The sequence below is a fragment of the Spirochaeta isovalerica genome (assembly GCF_014207565.1).
Taxonomy (GTDB): domain Bacteria; phylum Spirochaetota; class Spirochaetia; order DSM-2461; family DSM-2461; genus Spirochaeta_F; species Spirochaeta_F isovalerica.
In genome coordinates, this window is sequence record NZ_JACHGJ010000003.1 from 193,888 (window position 1) to 212,785 (window position 18,898).

The window sequence follows — 18,898 nt, forward strand, 5'->3', positions numbered from 1 at the left end:
CCCTCTGGCATCAGGGGAAAACCATCAGTTTTTTTCGATCTGAATCAGCTCTGAATTGACCTGGTAGATAAAACCTTTGCTCATCATGTCGGGAGCCATTCCCGCCAGTTTTTCCAGTGAAGCATTCTTGATCATGGCGAACATGGCGTGCTCGAACATGGGAGCCATATGCTTTTTCAGAACCGCTTCTCCCTCGGGATTCTTCAGAATGTGGGAAATTTTATCCTTGATGGAGTAACGTCCCTCGGGGAATTCCATTTCAGGAACGTCGTCGCTGTAATCGGAAGCAAACCAGTTTTTGACTTCTCCGATTGGATTGGATTTTCCGTCGCTGCAAACATAGGATTCATCCGGTTTCGCCTGACCCTTGAAAATCGCCGTATCGACGAGTCCGCCGCTTCTGGCTACGACTATATTCTCCCCTTTTTTCAGTTTCACGCCTGAAAAGCGGGCGATGTTTTCATTGGACTTAACTGTACCGGCTGATTTGCCGTTTACGATAAGTTCCACGTCTTCCTTATTGGTAATGACAGTTATATCCGTTTTTCCCTTCACTCTCTTCTCATATCTTTTGGAAGCGATATGGAGGACCTCTTTATCGGACCAGTAGGACTGGTAGATATAAAAAGAGTCTTTTCTGGTTTTTCTGTCGTGGGTTACAAGGCCTTTGTTGTTCATGCCCTGAACGCCGCCTTCATCGCGCATATCGGAAGCGAAGTCGAACATATTCCACACATAAGTTCCCCAGATCCAGGGGCGTGCGTTGAATGTTTTGAGAATCTCATGGTGATAAAAAGTCTGATATTCTTCCGTATAGTCGCTCTTTTCCGGTGTGTCGCTGTGATATTTCAGGATAGCTTCACATCCATATTCGGTAATTCCCAGGGGAATATGGGGGTTTTCGCTATGGAATTTATCGAGCCAGACACCCATGGCATCTGTATAGTCATAATACCATCCGTAGTATTTGTTGTATCCGATCATGTCCGTCGCCCTGTTCAGGGGATCGTCATCGGGGTGCTGTCCCACCTGAGCCTGGGCTGTCGGACGGTTCGGATCAAGTCGCTTAGTCAGTTCGTTGAGCTTCTTCACCGTATTCATGATTATTTCATCGGTTCCACCGATGGTGATTTCGTTTTGAACGCCCCACATGGCGATTGAGGGATGATTGATGTTCTGCTTAACCAGTTCCTCCATCTGGCTCAGCGCGTTGGCACCTGTCATATCTTCCGAAGAATGAATGCTTATATAGGGAATCTCCGCCCAGGCGATGATACCTTCGCGGTCGCAGAGATCGTAGAAATACTGATTGTGCTGATAATGGGCCAGTCTGATTGAATTGGCTCCCATTTCTCTGATAATGGCGATATCTTCTTCCATCTCCTTTGGTCCCTGTGCCCAGCCCATATCCTTTCTGTCCTGATGGCGGCTCACTCCGTGAAGATCGACGACTTCTCCGTTGAGAATGAATCCCCTGGCGGGATCGACAGCAATGGATCTGAGGCCCAGAGGGATTCTTCTGAAATCGCTTATTTTCCCATGGGAGAGAAGATCAATTTCAAAAGTGTACATATAAGGGTCGACCGTCCCGTTCCACAGACGGGGTGAAACAACTTCCAGGGAAATTTCATTTTCTTTCCCCGAAGTCTCGGCCACAACGGTTCCCCGGTGATCGACCAGTCTCAGCTGGATCTCATAATCATCGCTGCCGGAGACTTCTGAAGCCACTCTCAGAAGAGCCACTTCCTCCGATACGGCATCCTGATGAATGTAAACACCTTCGGATCCGCAATCTTCAAGACTGAAATGGACGGGATTGACAACCACGATATTCACATCGCGGTAGAGGCCACCCATAAAGGTGAAGTCGGCCATCAGAGGGTAAATATCCTCGTAATGGGCGTTATCGACGCGTATTTCCAGATCGAAAGGCTTATCTGATTCGACAATTTCCGATATTTCGAAGCGGAACGTGGAATATCCGCCTTTGTGAACACCCAGTTTCTTTCCGTTGACCAGAACGGTGGCTATGCTGTTGGCCCCTTCTGCTTCGACATAGACTTTCTGTCCTTTTTCGAATGAAACAGAGAGACTTTTTTTGTAGGAACATTCTCCTCTATAGTAATTGTTCCCACCGTTCTGCCCGTCAAGGCCGTTCCATGTATGGGGTAGGGTGACAATTTCAGGAGATTCGTTCTCCTTATTGAATGTCCATGTGTTGTTGATATTGATTCTCTTCATGCATTTTAATCCTTATTTAATTGAGCGGACATGCCCCGGTCCGCCCGGTATGTATTTTGTTTTTATCCTTTTCAGGCTTCGGCGCTGATTGCCGCTGTGACTTCGGCCTGTTTTTCCGGAGTCAGGTTCCAGATAAAAAAGTAGGCTAAAAAGGCGATCGCCATCCCTATGGCCGGAACGCCTAGAGAGAGGAATTTGATTCCCGTCAGCGTTGTCTGGCTCTGCTGAGCTGCTCCGGCTACATATCCGAAAGCGGAGATTCCCACTCCTGAGATGAATCCTGCGAAAGCCTGTCCCATTTTTCTGACAAAAGAGTAAAGCCCATAAATGGCTCCTTCCTGCCTTGAGCCGGAAAGGTACTGGTTGTAGTCGATACAGTCCGATACCATTCCCCAGACAATCATATTGGGAATCATCATGAAGAATGAGGCCAGTAAGGTTCCCGCCAGATAGAGCCACACATTGTCGGGCAGGGCGAAGAGGATGGCGAAAAGAGCCGCCGAGATCAGGCTTGATACCCATGTGACTTTTTTGACACCGAAATTCCGTACCAGTTTGGGAGCCACAGGTGAAACGAGAAGCATGGGGACAATCATCACGACGCCTGTCAGTCCCATCAGCTCCAGAGCGCCCAGGTTGTCTCTGAAGTAGTAGATGCTGACGCTTCCCTGGATGAGAAGACCGGTCAGCATGGCGATGGAAGCCAGAGATATGGACTGAAAGGGTCTGTTTTTGGCCAGAACAGCAAAGCTGTCGCTGATTTTGAACTTTGATTGGGCTTCCGCTTTGGTTTCGACTTTTTCCTCAACTGTCAGATAGCTGACGATATAGGAGGCGAAGGCGATAAGCCCGAGGATGATCATAATGATAAACCACGCTTTGGCCTGTTCTTCGGCGAACTGTACCAGGAAAATCGGTACGAGAACTCTGGGAAAAATACTACCGAAAAGGCTTCCCAAACCTCTGGAAACGGAGAGCTTGGATCTTTCAATAGGATCCTGTGTCATAACAGCCGCCAGGCCTCCGTAGGGGATGTTTATAAATGTGTAGGTCATTCCCCAGGCTATGTAGGTGACATAAGCCCAGATAAGTTTTTGAGTCATGGTGAAATTTGCCGGGGCGATAAACATAAGAATCCCGGCGACGATGACAGGCCAGCTTCCTTTGAGTAGGTAGGGACGGAATTTTTCAGCTTTTCTGCCCGCTCCGTTGAGTTTCTTCAGCCGTTTGACAAAAGCTTTGTCGGCCAGGCCGCCCATGATCGGGTCGTTAACGGCGTCCCAGATTCTGGCAATGAGAAAAAGAGTTCCCGCCGCCGCGGCGGTTATTCCCAGGACATCGGTGTAAAAAGCAAGGAGAAAACCGGCTGACATGCCGAAAGTCAGACTGTTGGCCAGGTCTCCCATGCCATATCCGAAATAATTTTTAAAAGAGAGTTTTTTCATAAAAGTTCCTCTTATTTTCGTTTTTCTTCATTACATAACGAAAATAGAGATATCACATGGATTTTATTTACCCGAATAGCATTTATTTGAATATAATCAAACTATGAATCATGAAAAAATTGATTTCATTCATAATTTGACGGATTTGGAAGTCCGGTACATCCCGAAAGAAAACCATGATGTGCTTTCATCGCTATATTCTCTGGAGGGAGATTTTCCGGAAAGCGGCAAAGTGGAGCTGGTAAAAGATTCGACGGGTGTGCGTTTTATCAGCTCCGTATACGATACGGGTATTCTATTAACAGGTCCCTTTATTCTTGAGGGAGATCCTATTCCGCGTATCGGCGGCAATAATCTTGCGGGCATCGAGTTGCCTGCGAGATCCGAATCAAAGGTCCACTCTTATCTGACAGTCTTGAAGCTTCTGACGGAACAGAAAGAGCTTCCCGGTGTGGATGCGGAAAGCGAAATAGAGACGCATAATCCCGTTTTCGAAGAGAGTTACCGCCCCGATATCGAACTGATTGACAAAAGATACAAATGGGAGAGGAAAATAAGGCATTTTATTGCTTTGGGAGATCGCGCTTCGCTGAAAAAATTGATATATGACCTGGAAGAGGGGTTCGATTTTTCCTCCCGCATGCCGAATAATCCTGTACGGGCCTATAAAAATATGGCGATTGTCACTAACTCGATTGGGCGTCTGAGCGCGGAAAAGGGAGGATTGCCTCCTTTTCTTCTCCACAGTTTGTCGGAAAACATTTCCATACAAATCGAAAAACTGTCCTCTTTGAAAGACGTGATTCAATATACATCCCGCATTCCCCTGCAATATTGCGATGCCGTACACAACTACGGTATTGAAAACCACAGCGCCGTCATCGTCAAAGCCTGTCATTATATTCTGGAAAATCTCCATGAAAAAATCGGACTGGACGACCTGGCGGAACATACGGGAACAAACAGGTCTTATCTGTCGAGACGCTTTCATCAGGAAACCGGAAAAACCATTTCAGCCTATATTCGGGAAAAAAGAATCCTCGAAGCCAAATGGATGCTCCGCCATAGCGGGGAGCCGGTTACCGATGTGGCCCTTTCGCTCGGTTTTGAAGATATTAATTATTTCAGCAGGATATTCCGCAAAGAGGCGGGAGTCAGTCCCCGCGATTATAAAAACCGCTACAGCAGCGGGGATTTCGACGGGCTACCCCCTTAGCTTCCTATACTGCCCTGTTAAGGGGAAGCTCTATTGTGAAACGGGTCCCTTTGCCCTGAGAGGAATCCACTTTTATATTCCCTTTGTGGTTTTCCCTAATGATAAAATAGGACAGGCTCAAGCCGAGTCCTGTGCCCACTCCCACCTGTTTTGTTGTAAAGAAAGGTTCAAAAATCCTTTTTCTCACTTCCGGAGCCATGCCTTTCCCGTTGTCCTTTATTGAAAGAACGATAGTTCCGGCTTCTTTATCTCTGTATATCTCTATGGTGAAGCAGGGAGATTCTTCTCCCTTCGCTTCCATAGCCTGCGCGCCGTTTTTCAAAATGTTAAGGAGAACCTGCTGGATATTGGTTCGCTCACACATGATCGGAGGCAGGTTCTCTTCATATTTTTTATCGATCCGGATTTTTCTGAAATCAAAGGTTCTCTCAACATTATAATCCGTGGCCGCGAGAGTCAGGGCGCTGTCCATCAGTTCGGCCAGGTCCTCTTCGGAGAACTCCGAACTTCCCTTCCGGGCGAAAGAGAGGATGTTTTTCACCAGGTCGGAAATTCGTCGTCCCGCTGTATTGATTGCCTCAAATATCTGGGGAATCTTCCGCTCTTCCATATAAGCCATTATCTGTTCCGGGGTTAATCCGGCTTTCCGGGCCGCTTCCTCATTGATTCTTTTTCCTTCGCTTTTGAGAAGACGGTTTTGCAGGACCGATACATTTTGTATCATTCCGGCCAGGGGATTGTTTATTTCATGGGCCATTCCCGCGGCCAGGCCTCCAATGGAGAGCAGTTTTTCATTCTGAACCAGGGCTTCTTCGAGCTGTACTTCTTTGGTTACATCATCGATCCTGATAACGGCGCTTCTGATCCCGTGGGATATAATCGGATAGATCGTTATGGATTCGCAGCGGATCTGCTGATCCGCTCCTTCTATTCTCCTCGATTTGCTTATGATTTCACCTTTATTCATGCACAGCTCTATTTCCTCCGCCGACAGGGGGATATCATCGGTGATGGAGAGTATATCTTTTCCCAGTGCCGTTTCCGGCCCTATGCCATAGTGTTTTTCCGTTTCCTTGTTCCACTGGGTGATTATGCGGTTGTCGTCTATAGCCATGAAGAGAGAGGGCATGGAGTTGAGTATTTCTGACAGATATGTTTCGGTTCTTTGCAATTCAAGCAGCTGCTCCCTGCGAATCCTGTTGATGCGGAGGGAAATCATCAGATACAGGATAGCCGTGAAGACGAGGGCGTAGATCAGATAAGCCCACCACTGCCTCCAGAGGGGAGGGGTAATGGTAAAGTTCAGGGGTACTTCCATCTCTTTCCAATCTCGCTGATCCAGGGAAGCCTTTATTTTAAAAATATAGCTGCCCGGTGGTATATTGGTATAAATGGCATAGCGTCTGGTCGACGGCGTCCTCCACTCCCTGTCGAATCCTTCCAGTTTATACGTATAGCTGATTTCTCGGCTTTCGAGATAGTTAAGAGCGACAAAATCGAATGATATATAGCGGGAATCGCTGTAGCCCAGTTTTATATTGCCGGAAGGCCGGTAGGACAAAAAATCATCATATTTTTCACCGCCGATTTCCATCGATGTAACATGGATCCGCGAGATGATGCTATTTCTGTCAGCTAAGGAGCTGTGAAATCTGTAAACTCTGTCGGCTGCGCCGAAATAGAGTTGTCCGTCGGAACCTTTTAGAGCTCCGGAGGTTATCTCCGGTGATTTCAAGCCGTTATTGCTATCGATAATATCTATTTTACCGCTTTCCCGGTCATAAATGGACAGGCCGTATTTTGTCCCGATCCAGAGCTTCCCTCCGTCTCCTTCTACAAGAGACATAATAAAGTTGTCCGATAAGCCTTCATTGTTTGTTATGTGGGTAAAAGTACCATCTTCATCGTTATAACGGTTGATTCCCCCCCCTCCGGTTCCAATCCAGAGTTCTCCATTCCGGCTTTCGAGAAGCTGTCTTACGTTATTGCTGTTTATGCCCGTCCTGTTGCTCCGGTCGAGAAGAAACCTCGTGAAGAGGCCAGTCTTCCTGTCCAGCAGATTCAGCCCTTTGTTTGTGGCGATCCATAGCTGACCGTTCTTCCGCTCCAGGATGTCATATATCAGATTGTCGGAAATGGAAGACTCATTTTCGGGATCCATGGAATATAATTGACTGCTGTTCTTTGCACTGTCATATCTTATGAGTCCCGAATTATGAGTCCCCGCCCAGAAAATGCCCTCACTGTCCTGATAGATGCCGGTAAAGATATAATAGTCGTTCCGGGAATAACCGGTCAGGGCTTTGAGAGATATCCGGTGCATTTCATCATTGAGAGGGTTCCACATATTGAGGCCCTCATTGGTCGCAATCCATATGTTTCCGTCCCTGTCCTCCAGGATATCGGCGACGATGTTGTTTTCAAGTCTTCGGTTTTCATTATCCGCTTCTCTGGAGAAGCGGATAATTTCGCCGTTGTGAGGATTGACGCGGTTTATCCCCTTGTTGTAGATGCTTATCCAGAAATAGCCTTCTCTGTCTTCCAGAAGCGCGTTGACTTTTCCCTGATCTATGACCGGAGGGGCCGGGCTGTCGGCGGAGAGAAAGTTATAGTCCTGCTTTCCGGGGTTGAGAACGCTTACTCCTCCCCCGTTGGTTCCCACCCACATATCACCCGATCCATCGCGGAACAGAGAGTATATCGTGTCTGATTTCAGCGAAAGATCACCCGGGCCGCTCTGGAGGCGGACTACAGAATCGTCTTTTCTATTGTAAATAAAAAGACCTCCGCCCCAGGTTCCCACCCAGATATTCCCCGAAGAATCAGTTTCTATCGAATAAACGCTGTTGTTGGCAAAGCTTTTATGGCTGATTGACTTTCTGCTGATGGAAAATTCCGAAAGACCGCCATCCCAGGTTCCGACGAGCAATGTATCGCTGTCCAGTTCCATGATTTTCATAACGTAGGAGCTGGGGAATATATTGTAATGGATAAAGCTATCGCTTTCCTCGTCATAAAGATCCATTCCTCCCAGGGTTCCCACCCACAGGCGCCCCGCTGAATCGGTGAGCAGCGAGCGGACGACATTATCAGCCAGGGATGAAGGATCTTTCTCATCATGAAAATATTTGGTGAATCCGCCGGAGTCCCCGTCGAGTCTGTTCAGACCGTCGAGCGTTGCTGCCCAGATGCGTCCCCGGCTGTCTTTCGCGATTGCGGTGACTATACTGTTGCTGATGGATGAATCGGATTCGGTTTCATAGGAATAATTGGTAAATGTTCCTTCGAGAGGGCTGAAACGGGAAAGGCCGTTGTATGTACCGACCCAGATTATATCCTGTTCATCGATAAATAGAGTCTGAACAAGCTCGTGGGGGAGGGTGTTGGTGTCAAAGGCGTTATGGCTCCACTTTTCGAAGATGTATCCGTCATAGCGGAGTAGTCCGCTTTGAGTGCCGAACCAGAGAAACCCCTTACTGTCCTGCTGGATAGAGGATACAGAAGAATTGGAAAGTCCGTCCTCTCTTGAGATCGTATCGAAAAAATAGGATTTTTCAGATCCATCCGCCAAAAGGGGAAGGGTTAGAAATACGAGAGGGAAGATAAGGCAAATTAAGTTTCTCATACTATAATTGTATGATATCTTACGGGATTTTTGTCATCGGAAAAAAAATCAGTCATCAATGATAATGCCCAGCGGACTGAGCAGATTGACCACGTCGGGATAGGAGAATTTCGCTCCTTTCACCTTATTCTCTCCCGGATGAAAGGCATATCCGGTCGCGCCTTTGAAATTGGCCTTCTCCAGATTGCAGCTGCTGAATTTTGTATCATTAAAAGAGCACTCTGAAAAATCCGCTTCCTTTAACTGGGTATGGGCGAATTCGCAGTCATTGATCGTACACCTCCGGAAACTCTTTCCCGCCATATCCTGATCGCTGAAAAAACTGTGGGCGATAACGGTATCTTCGAAATCGGGATTAAACTGATAGCGGTTGCAGTCGTGGAAGTTTACTCCCTGGATCCGGCAGTCTTTGAACAGACAGTTGGAAAAACCTGTGCTGTCCACTTTGACAAGGGAAAAATCACAGTTTTCAAAACGGCAGTTTCGGAAAACGGTACCCGTAAAAGTGCAGTCGCTGAACCGGCAGAACCGGAAAAGGCAGTCGCTGAATGTCATTTCATCAAGTTCCGCCGTAAAAAGAGTCTGTTTATCAAAGATTTCCTCTTCGAAGTCATTCATAAGTGTAGAAGTTAAATCCATGGGATCAAGAATAGACAGATTCGCGGGACTGCGCAAGACTGTTCAGTCTTATGAAATCTTCTTCCTTTTGCAAAAAAACGTCCACTATGAGGGGATCGAAATGTTTGCCTGCCTGGGAGATAATGATCTCCCTCGCCTGCTCGTGGGGGTAGGCCTTCTTGTAGGGCCGGTTGCTTGTCAGCGCGTCATAGACATCGACGAGAGCGACGATTCTTGCGGATAAGGGAATGGATTTTTCTGACAGTCCTTCGGGGTAGCCTGTTCCGTCCCATTTTTCATGATGATAATAAGCAATTTCTCTGGCCAGAAGGTAGAGCGACCGCCCTTCTATATTGTTTTCTATTTCTTTGATCACATCGCCGCCGAAAACGGTATGCTGTTTGATTATTTCAAACTCTTCATTTGTCAGCGGACCCGGTTTCAGAAGGATGGAATCCTGTATGCCCACTTTGCCTATGTCGTGAAGAATCGAGGACAGGGAGATATCGTTGATATAGGTGGCAGTTATATAACGGCTGAAATCTCTGTTCTCCGCCAGACCTCCGGCAATAAGGGTAGTAAAGTGCTGTATTCTCTTCAGGTGGTCTCCCGTATCGGAATCCCTGTGTTCCGCCAGGCTGGCCAGGCCGATTATGGTCGCCTTTTTTGTTTCATTGGCTCTTTTGAGCAGAGTCTGGAAGCCTCTGACGAAAATAATGTGGGAAATGACTATGATAAAATTGAGTATGACGAAATTGACAGCCCGGATCAGCCAGGTATCCGCCGAAGAAAAGTAAGAGAATTCATATTGCAGAATCTGGAAATGGAGGACCAGGTAGATCATGATCTGGGTTAAGGTATTGATCGCCAGGCTGATAATCGAAGCTCTTTCGCCCAGAGTGAGTCCGGCTATGAGGGAAAAAGCGAAAAGCCAGAGGTTCCCGGCCCCGACCGGGCCCAGGGTTATAATGAGAAATAACCCGAGAAGGTAGAAAAGAGCCGATCCCATCAGGGCCCGAACCCGGTAATTGATCTTTTTATTAATGGTTATGAAAATTACCGCAGCGTAGGCTATCGTGTCGATGATGGCCACGGCGGGAAGCCCGTCGCGGATAGAGAGAAGCACGCTGGGAATATAGGCTATGATCCCGAAAACCGAAAGAAAATAGTAAATGGAATCGCAGATTTTCTTTCGCCAGAACTTCATGTTCTGCTCCATGTTCATTTCCGAGTAAATTTCTTCACTGTGGCTCCGCGAGGGAGAATTTAATGATCCCATTCCGATTTTCTTTGCTGTGAATAAATTTAGTTGAAAAAGACAGAGAATTCAAATTATAGCTGCAGGCGAGAATTGACAGTGCCGAGGCTTCCGGGAGATAATGAAATCCCATGAAGAAGTATATATTTGTTACGGGCGGAGTGTGCTCCAGCCTCGGTAAAGGTATTGCCGCTGCTTCTCTTGGGAGCCTCCTCGAGACTCGCGGCCTGCGGGTTTGTATGATCAAAGTAGATCCATATCTCAATGTCGATGCCGGCACGATGAGTCCCTTTCAGCACGGAGAAGTCTATGTTACCGACGACGGAGCGGAAACCGATCTCGATCTGGGGAATTATGGTAGATTTACCTCTTCCCGGCTCAGTAAAGCCCACTCCATTACAACCGGTCAGATCTACCAGTCTGTCATAAATAAGGAAAGAGAAGGGAAGTACCTTGGAAAGTGCGTTCAGGTCGTTCCCCATATCACCGACGAGATCAAGAGCCGGATTTATAAGCTCGGCGAAGCGGAAGATGTGGATGTCACCATCGTCGAGATCGGCGGAACTGTCGGCGATATCGAGTCGATTCCCTATCTGGAAGCAGTCAGGCAGGTTATCCACGAGAAGGGGAAATCCCACACCCTTTCGGTTCATCTGACGCTCGTTCCCGAAGTGACGGGAGGGGAAGTCAAAACCAAGCCGACACAGCATTCGGTCAAAGAGATGAGAGAAATCGGTATTCAGCCCGACGTTCTGCTCTGCCGCTGCAAGAACGAGCTCGGAGACGACCTGAAAAAGAAAATATCGCTTTTCACCAATATTGATTTTGACAGCGTTCTTTCCGCCCATGATGTCAATACGACGATTTATGAAATACCCGTTATTTACAATCAGCAGGGACTCTGCGAAGTCGTTGTTCGCAAGCTGGGACTGAAAGTGGGGAAAGCGAAGCTCGGCGAATGGCAGAAAGTGGCCGACTCCTATAAAAACGCCGACAAAACGGTCAATATTGCCATGGTCGGAAAATATATTGAACTGGCTGACGCTTACAAATCCATTGATGAAGCGGTTGTTCACGGCGCTCTTGCCAACGGCGTTAAAGTCAATATTATCAAAATCGATTCGGAAAGGTTTGAAAACGGCGTTACCCCTGATGAACTGCTCAACGGTGTCGACGGAATACTCGTCCCCGGCGGATTCGGAGAGCGGGGTATCAACGGTATGGTCATTGCGGCCAGATATGCCAGGGAGAACAGGATCCCCTATCTGGGAATCTGTCTGGGACTGCAGATTATGGTCATCGAATACAGCCGGAATGTTCTGGGACTGGAAAAAGCCAACAGCTCCGAGTTCAAGCCCGAGGGAGAGCACAGCGTTGTCACATTGCTGGAAGAGCAGGTTGATGTTACGGCTTTCGGCGGAACGATGAGGCTGGGGCTGAGCAAGTCCAAGCTGGAAAAAGGCACCAGAATCGAGAAAGCCTACGGATCATCGGAAGCCTGGGAAAGACACCGTCACCGTTATGAAGTCAACAACAAATACAAGCAGCAGCTGATGGATGCCGGTCTGGTTATTTCCGGATACACGCCCGACGGTTCTCTTGTTGAAGCAGTTGAGTGGTCCGATCATCCCTGGGGGGTCTCTGTTCAGTTTCACCCTGAATTCACTTCAAAACCGGTTAAGGCCGGCCCTCTCTTTAAAGATTTTGTAAAAGCGTCAATAAAATAGCCGGTTATCATAAATACCGGAAAAGGGCTGCTCTGCGGAAGGATCCATCGGGATTTTTTCCGGGGAGGCAGCCCTTTTTTATTTAAAACCTGAAAAACAGAGACTTTCGGAAAATAAGCTATCCTACATGCATATTTCGTAAAAAAGTTACTTTACTTGTTCCTAAAAAGTAAAATTGCTAAGTTGAAAAGTATTCTTATATATAAGAACAATTGGTTTGTTTGTGGTTTATTTTGTTTATTTAGAGTTAATCTGTTTGGGAATATTGAATAAATAACAAAAAAATCGTCAAAAAATTGAATAACTATATAAAAAACAGAATAAAAGATGAAAAAAGTCGTTATTTTCTATTGCATTACTTTTTCGTTTCCTGGAAAATCTGGTAAACACTAGTTTTCCAGGGGATATGTCTATGTTAGAGAAAAAAGGTTTATATGATCCTAAGCACGAACACGATGCCTGCGGTGTCGGATTCGTCGCCGATATCAGTGGAAAACGGTCTCATCGAATTGTCGAGGAAGGAGTTCAGATTCTCTGCAACCTCGAACACAGAGGTGCCGTGGGTGGAGATATGAAGACGGGGGACGGCGCGGGCATGCTGCTGCAGATTCCTCACAAGTTTCTCTCCCGCGTTGTCGACTTCGATCTTCCCCCTGAGGGCGAATACGGTGCGGGGATGATTTTCCTTCCCGCAGACAAGACCCGGGCCGAAGAGGCCTGCCGTCTGACGGAAGATATCGCTGCCGCGGAAGGCGCCGTTCTTCTCGGATGGAGAAATGTTCCCATCAACGCCGACTGTCTGGGCGAACAGGCCCGTTCGGTCATGCCCTCTTTCAAACAGATTTTTGTAACTTTTAAAGATATTAAGAAGAGCGATCTTGAACTCAAGCTCTATATCCTCAGAAAAGCCCTTGAGAAGGGAGCGAGGGAAAAGGGTTTTAATCAGGATCTTTATTACATACCCTCACTTTCATCGAAAACCATGATCTACAAGGGGATGTTCGTATCCACCCAGTTCGTCACTTTTTATCCCGATCTGGCGGAAAAAGATTTTGAAAGCGCCATGTCTCTGGTACATCAGCGCTACAGTACCAATACTTTTCCTTCATGGCCTCTGGCCCAGCCTTTCCGCTATATCGCCCACAACGGCGAGATCAATACGCTCAGGCGGAACGCCGGCAACATGAGCGCCCGCGAAGCGACTCTCACCTCGGAGATTTTCGGAGACGATATGCCGAAGCTCCTTCCGGTAGCCAGCAGCATGGGAAGCGATTCGGCTGTTTTCGACAATGTTTTCGAACTGATACACAAGGGCGGACGGTCGATGGAACACACCATGATGATGATGGTTCCCGAAGCGTTCGGTTCCAAATATCATATTTCCGAAGACAAACGAGCCTTTTATGAATATCATTCCGCCCTTATGGAGCCCTGGGACGGTCCGGCTGCTCTGGTGTTTACCGACGGAACCAGAATCGGCGCGACGCTGGATAGAAACGGACTAAGGCCGGGACGCTATACCCTGACCAAAAGCGGTAAAGTCGTACTCGCTTCGGAAACAGGTGTTATCGATGTGCCCGCTGAAGACGTGCTGGAAAAAGGGCGTCTGGCTCCGGGTAAGATGTTCCTCGTCGATATGGAGAGAAAGCGGGTTATCCGCGATAACGAAATCAAAAATTACATTACACGGCAGCAGCCTTACCGCCGCTGGCTTGTGGAAAACAAAATAGAGCTGAAAGGGCTCCTCGAGACGCCCGGCGATGTCAAATACGATTCCGATACGCTGCGCGAGAGGCTGAAGGCCTTCGGTTACACTTTTGAGGATTTAAGGCAGATTGTCACTCCCATGGCGAACAATGCCCAGGAGCCCGTGGGGTCCATGGGTAATGACGGGGCGCTGGCTGTTCTGTCGGAAAAACCGCAGCTTCTCTACGATTATTTCAAGCAGCTCTTCGCTCAGGTGACCAACCCACCGATCGACCCCTACAGGGAGCAGCTGGTCATGTCACTCATGTCCTATATCGGGAGGGAGAGAAACCTCCTCTCCGAGACACCCGAGCATTGCCATCAATTGAAACTGGCTCACCCTATTCTGGCCAATGATGATATAAGCTATCTCAAACGCAATGATATGAAGGATTTCAAGGTGGCCACGGTCTCCATGCTTTTTCAGATAACCGAAACCACAGGGATTCTGGAAAAGGCTATCGAAAGGCTCTGCCGCGATGCCGAGGATAAGGTCAACGAAGGAAACTCTCTTATCATTCTCTCCGACAGAGGTATAGATAAAGAGTTTACCGCCATTCCGGCCCTGCTGGCCGTGGCAGCTGTTGACCAGTACCTGATCGCCAGAGGAAAAAGGCATCTTATCGGTCTTGTCGTCGAGACAGGAGAGGCAAGGGAAGTTCATCACTTCGCCACTCTGATCAGCTTCGGGGCCAGCGCCATCAATCCCTATCTCGTTTTTGAAACACTGACCGATCTTCAGTCCAGAGGGTATATCCGCCAGGAGCTGACGGTATCCCACGCCATAGAGCATTACATCCTGGCCGTCAAGAAGGGACTGCTCAAGGTTATGTCAAAAATGGGCGTTTCAACGATCCGCAGTTACAAGGGATCGAAAATGTACGAAGCTATCGGTCTCGCCGGCGATTTCACCGATAAATACTTCAACGGCGTAACATCCAACGTGAACGGAATCGGCATCGAACAGGTGGAGATCGACCTCATTAAGCGTCATAAAGCCGCATATGAACCGTCCAATACTTATTCGCGCCGTTTTGAATCAGGTGGAAAATACAGCGCCAGAGTCAAAGCCGACAGACATCTCTTTTCGGCGAAAGCCGTCGTCACCATGCAGAAGGCTGTCCGGAATAAGGACTACGGCATTTTTAAACAGTATTCCAATGAAATAAACGATCAAAGCCGGGCGATCAACACGCTCCGCAGCCTCTTTGCCTTCAAGCCGGGCAAAAGCGTGCCCATTGATGAGGTCGAGACGGAAGATTCCATTGTCAGGAGATTCGTTTCCTCAGCCATGTCTTTCGGGTCTCTCAGCAAGGAAGCCCATGAAACCATGGCCGTCGGCATGAACCGCATTGGCGGTATGAGCAACTCCGGTGAAGGAGGGGAGGATGATACAAGGTACGACCTCCTGCCAAACGGAGATGACCGAAGGAGTCATGTAAAGCAGGTTGCTTCGGGACGTTTCGGCGTGGACAGCAATTATCTCTACAACGCGAACGAACTTCAGATCAAAATGGCCCAGGGTGCCAAGCCCGGAGAGGGCGGACAGCTTCCCGGCTACAAGGTAAATGATGTCATTGCCAGAGTGCGCCATTCGACGCCGGGGGTCATGCTTATCTCTCCGCCCCCTCATCATGATATTTACTCTATTGAGGATCTTTCCCAGCTGATCTTCGACCTGAAAAACGCCAACCCCGCTGCCCGGGTTTCCGTAAAACTCGTTTCCGAAGCGGGTGTCGGTACGGTCGCCGCCGGCGTCGCCAAAGGCAAGGCCGATATGGTCCTTATAAGCGGAGGAGACGGAGGTACGGGAGCTTCTCCTTTATCATCCATCAAATATGCCGGTTCTTACTGGGAAATCGGTCTGGCCGAAACCCAGCAGGTTCTGGTCATGAATAAACTGCGGTCCCGGATCAGGATTCAGTGCGACGGACAGATGAAAACAGGGCGGGACATAGTTATCGCCGCCATGCTCGGCGCCGAGGAATTCGGTTTCGGTTCGGCATCTCTCGTGGCGATCGGCTGTGTTATGATGCGCAAGTGTCATACCAACGCCTGTCCCGTGGGGATTGCGACGCAGAACGGCGAGCTGAGAAAGCGCTTCCCCGGAAAAGCTGAGCATCTGGAAAACTTCATGATGTTTATCGCCAGGGAAGTGCGGGAGATCATGGCGGAACTGGGGTTCCGGACTTTCGATGAAATGGTCGGACGGGTCGACAGGCTCGATGTTTCCGAAGCTATCGATCACTACAAAAAGAAAGGCCTGGACTTCTCGAAAGTACTCACCGTGCCGGAAGTGCCCGAAGGGGAAACCCTTTACTGCACATCGTCACAGAACCACGATTTCTCGCTGTCCCTCGATCCCGAGCTGATTGAGAAATCCAAGGCGGCTCTGGACAACAGGCAGCTGGTCAATATCGCCATGCCGATCCGCAACTGCAACAGAACGGTCGGAGCCATGCTCAGTTCCCGCGTCACAGCCAAATACGGAGCCAAAGGGCTCCCCAATGATACGATCTCCGTCAAGTTCGACGGAAGCGCCGGACAGAGTTTCGGAGCGTTTCTGACCAAAGGAATCACCTTCGAGCTGGAAGGGGACTCCAACGACTATCTCGGAAAGGGACTGTCGGGCGGAAAAATCATCCTCTATCCGCCTCTGAAATCCACCTTCAGCGGGTTCAGAAATATCATCACCGGAAACGTCAACCTCTTCGGAGCGACGGGCGGCGAAGTCTATATCAACGGCCGGGCCGGAGAGCGGTTCGCCGTTAGAAACAGCGGAGCCAAAGCGGTCGTCGAAGGCGTCGGGGACCACGGATGCGAGTATATGACCGGCGGAACCGTCGTCATCATCGGCAAGACCGGTGTGAACTTTGCCGCGGGAATGAGCGGCGGAGTCGCCTATGTCTACGATGAAAACCAGCTTTTCGACACGAAGTGTAACCTGGAGATGGTTGAGATCGAGCCGGTTGTCGAGGAAGAGGACAAGAATATTCTTTACGAAATGATTTCGAAGCACACTGAATATACCAACAGTAAACAGGGGCTCCGGCTTCTTGAAAACTGGGAGGAATCGCTTCCTCTTTTCGTTAAAGTTATGCCTCAGGACTACAAAAAAGCTCTGGAGAAACTGATGGAAAGAGAAATGATTGAATCGGACAGCGAAACCGTTACCGAGGAGGTTTACCTGTAATGGGAAAAACACTGGGATTTCTGGAAACCATGAGAAAAGCGCAGCAATACAGAGATGTCTCTGAAAGACTGCAGGATTATAAAGAAGTGGCCATCGGCATGACTAACGATGAGCTTATCGATCAGGGCGGAAGGTGCATGGAATGCGGCACCCCTTTCTGCCACAATCTGGGATGTCCCCTGGGTAATTTGATTCCCGAGTGGAACGATGCGGTTTACCGCAATCAGTGGAAGGAAGCCTGGGAGAGAATGGAGTTGACGAACAACTTCCCCGAGTTTACGGGAAGAATCTGTCCTGCCATCTGCGAAACTTCCTGTACGCTCTCCATCAATGACGCGCCGGTAACCATCCGCAATATCGAATGGGAGATTGCCGAAACGGCCTGGCGCGAAGGCTGGGTGAAAATCCGTAAGCCGAAAGTCGAAACGGGCATGAGTGTGGCCGTTATCGGAAGCGGACCCGCGGGCATGGCGGCAGCCCAGGAACTGAGGCGCATGGGCCATAAAGTCACTCTTTTCGAAAAAAACAATAAAATCGGAGGACTGCTCCGCTACGGGATTCCCGATTTCAAGCTCGATAAATCTGTTATAGACAGAAGAGTCGAGCAGATGAGGGCCGAAGGTGTGGAGTTCGAGACCGGAGTGAACATCGGCGACGACATTTCCATTCGCTATCTGAAGAACAAATTCGATGCGGTGCTCATCACAATCGGCGCCGGAAAGGCAAGAGATCTGCCGGTTAAGGGAAGAAATCTAAAAGGCATCCATTTTGCACTTGATTATCTTTCTCAATCCAATAAAAATGTATCAGAAGAATCCTACGATGAACCGGTGATCAACGCCATGGGCAAAAAAGTGCTTGTAATTGGCGGCGGAGACACGGGATCGGACTGTGTGGGAACAGCCAACAGACAGGGAGCCGTATCTGTGCATCAGTTTGAAATCATGCCCAAGCCTCTGGAATGGGACAAAAGCTATAATCCCCAGTGGCCCGACTGGCCGCAGATTCTGCGCACGTCCTCTTCTCATAAGGAAGGCTGTTTCCGGGACTGGTGCGTAACCACCAATGAGTTCTTCGGAAAAAAAGGTACGGTTACCAAAGGGCAGTTCCAAAAAGTGGAATGGGTTCCCGGCGATAATGGCCGTCCCCAGCTGAAGCCTGTTGAAGGTACCGAATTCGAACTGGAAGTGGATCTCGTCCTTCTCGCCATGGGATTCGAGCACGTTGAACACAACGGAATCGTCAATAATAATACAGGACTCAACCTGACTGACCGCGGCAATATTGCCGTTGATGATAATTTCATGACCAATATCGACGGCATTTTTGCCGCCGGTGATGCCAATGTGGGTGCCTCCCTTGTCGTACACGCCATAAATTACGGCCGGAAGGCATCGAATTGCATCCACGATTACTTGATGAAAAGGGTTGAGGAAAAATCCTCATAAGCATAAAAGCCGCTTTTCATCAAAGCGGCTTTTTTTAGGTATACAGGAGAACATAATGGACAAAAACGAACTGTTTAAAACGGCAGCTCTGGCAAAACTGAAAATGGACGATGAAGAAGCGGACAAACTGGCCGCAGAAGTTTCAGCCATGCTCGACAACTTTTCCGCCATGATGGAAGCTGATGTCAAAGGACTCGAGCCCACCACCCAAACCCTGCAGAAGGAGAACCGTACCCGGAGCGACAGCCCCGGGTCCTCTAATTTGTCCAATAATCTCCTGGACCGCGTTCCCGAAAGAGAGGACCGCTTTATCGTTATCCCCAATGTTATGTAATATTGAAAAATCGAAAGATTTTTTGATTAGACAAGGCATGAGGCGGA

Annotated in this window: 10 protein-coding genes; 5 read left to right on the top strand and 5 right to left on the bottom strand. The window is 48.7% G+C overall.

Going from position 1 to position 18,898, the window contains the following annotated elements:
* Positions 1–24: 24 nt before the first annotated feature.
* Together HNR50_RS10520 and HNR50_RS10525 are read right to left on the bottom strand one after the other, a co-directional pair.
* Entirely contained in the window at positions 25–2,241 is a 2,217-nt protein-coding gene (locus HNR50_RS10520) for a glycoside hydrolase family 2 protein (RefSeq protein WP_184746715.1), read from the bottom strand.
* 71 nt (positions 2,242–2,312) lie between these two features.
* Positions 2,313–3,686 (bottom strand): glycoside-pentoside-hexuronide (GPH):cation symporter, encoded by a 1,374-nt coding sequence (locus tag HNR50_RS10525; RefSeq protein ID WP_184746717.1) that lies wholly within the window; start codon positions 3,684–3,686, stop codon positions 2,313–2,315.
* A 103-nt stretch (positions 3,687–3,789) separates the two neighbouring features.
* Here HNR50_RS10525 and HNR50_RS10530 point away from each other — a divergent pair, with 103 nt between their 5' ends.
* Complete coding sequence (locus tag HNR50_RS10530) at positions 3,790–4,902, top strand: AraC family transcriptional regulator (protein WP_184746719.1); 1,113 nt, start codon at positions 3,790–3,792, stop codon at positions 4,900–4,902.
* A gap of 4 nt (positions 4,903–4,906) precedes the next feature.
* Here the strand turns inward: HNR50_RS10530 and HNR50_RS10535 are convergent, their stop codons facing one another.
* Genes HNR50_RS10535 through HNR50_RS10545 form a run of 3 tightly spaced genes read right to left on the bottom strand, consistent with a single transcriptional unit; the run spans position 4,907 to position 10,424 of the window.
* Positions 4,907–8,527: a sensor histidine kinase gene (locus tag HNR50_RS10535; RefSeq protein ID WP_184746721.1), complete on the bottom strand. Its 3,621-nt coding sequence runs from the start codon at positions 8,525–8,527 to the stop codon at positions 4,907–4,909.
* Between the two features lie 48 nt (positions 8,528–8,575).
* Complete coding sequence (locus HNR50_RS10540; RefSeq protein WP_184746723.1) at positions 8,576–9,166, bottom strand: pentapeptide repeat-containing protein; 591 nt, start codon at positions 9,164–9,166, stop codon at positions 8,576–8,578.
* 4 nt (positions 9,167–9,170) lie between these two features.
* Entirely contained in the window at positions 9,171–10,424 is a 1,254-nt protein-coding gene (locus tag HNR50_RS10545) for an HD-GYP domain-containing protein (protein WP_184746725.1), read from the bottom strand.
* 110 nt (positions 10,425–10,534) lie between these two features.
* Here HNR50_RS10545 and pyrG point away from each other — a divergent pair, with 110 nt between their 5' ends.
* The 4 genes from pyrG to gatC all read left to right on the top strand — a co-directional run bounded on the left by pyrG (position 10,535) and on the right by gatC (position 18,851).
* Positions 10,535–12,130 carry a CTP synthase gene (gene pyrG / locus HNR50_RS10550; RefSeq protein ID WP_184746727.1) on the top strand — a complete coding sequence of 532 codons (1,596 nt, stop codon included), beginning with the start codon at positions 10,535–10,537 and terminating at the stop codon, positions 12,128–12,130.
* A gap of 412 nt (positions 12,131–12,542) precedes the next feature.
* The gene (gene gltB / locus HNR50_RS10555) at positions 12,543–17,069 is read left to right on the top strand and encodes a glutamate synthase large subunit (protein ID WP_184746729.1); all 4,527 of its coding nucleotides are present in this window, start codon (positions 12,543–12,545) and stop codon (positions 17,067–17,069) included.
* Entirely contained in the window at positions 17,069–18,517 is a 1,449-nt protein-coding gene (locus HNR50_RS10560; protein WP_184746730.1) for a glutamate synthase subunit beta, read from the top strand. The genes gltB and HNR50_RS10560 overlap by 1 nt, the downstream gene beginning before the upstream one ends.
* A gap of 55 nt (positions 18,518–18,572) precedes the next feature.
* Positions 18,573–18,851, top strand: coding sequence for an Asp-tRNA(Asn)/Glu-tRNA(Gln) amidotransferase subunit GatC (gene gatC, locus HNR50_RS10565; RefSeq protein ID WP_184746731.1), 279 nt, complete (start codon positions 18,573–18,575; stop codon positions 18,849–18,851).
* The last annotated feature ends 47 nt before the right edge of the window (positions 18,852–18,898 follow it).

Bases quoted from the DNA above. Each gene is read 5' to 3' on its own strand.
- HNR50_RS10535 (WP_184746721.1), bottom strand. From the start codon at position 8,527: ATGAGAAACTTAATTTGCCTTATCTTCCCTCTCGTATTTCTAACCCTT.
- HNR50_RS10530 (WP_184746719.1), top strand. From the start codon at position 3,790: ATGAATCATGAAAAAATTGATTTCATTCATAATTTGACGGATTTGGAA.
- HNR50_RS10525 (WP_184746717.1), bottom strand. From the start codon at position 3,686: ATGAAAAAACTCTCTTTTAAAAATTATTTCGGATATGGCATGGGAGAC.
- HNR50_RS10520 (WP_184746715.1), bottom strand. From the start codon at position 2,241: ATGAAGAGAATCAATATCAACAACACATGGACATTCAATAAGGAGAAC.
- gltB (WP_184746729.1), top strand. From the start codon at position 12,543: ATGTTAGAGAAAAAAGGTTTATATGATCCTAAGCACGAACACGATGCC.
- gatC (WP_184746731.1), top strand. From the start codon at position 18,573: ATGGACAAAAACGAACTGTTTAAAACGGCAGCTCTGGCAAAACTGAAA.
- pyrG (WP_184746727.1), top strand. From the start codon at position 10,535: ATGAAGAAGTATATATTTGTTACGGGCGGAGTGTGCTCCAGCCTCGGT.
- HNR50_RS10540 (WP_184746723.1), bottom strand. From the start codon at position 9,166: ATGGATTTAACTTCTACACTTATGAATGACTTCGAAGAGGAAATCTTT.
- HNR50_RS10560 (WP_184746730.1), top strand. From the start codon at position 17,069: ATGGGAAAAACACTGGGATTTCTGGAAACCATGAGAAAAGCGCAGCAA.
- HNR50_RS10545 (WP_184746725.1), bottom strand. From the start codon at position 10,424: ATGGGATCATTAAATTCTCCCTCGCGGAGCCACAGTGAAGAAATTTAC.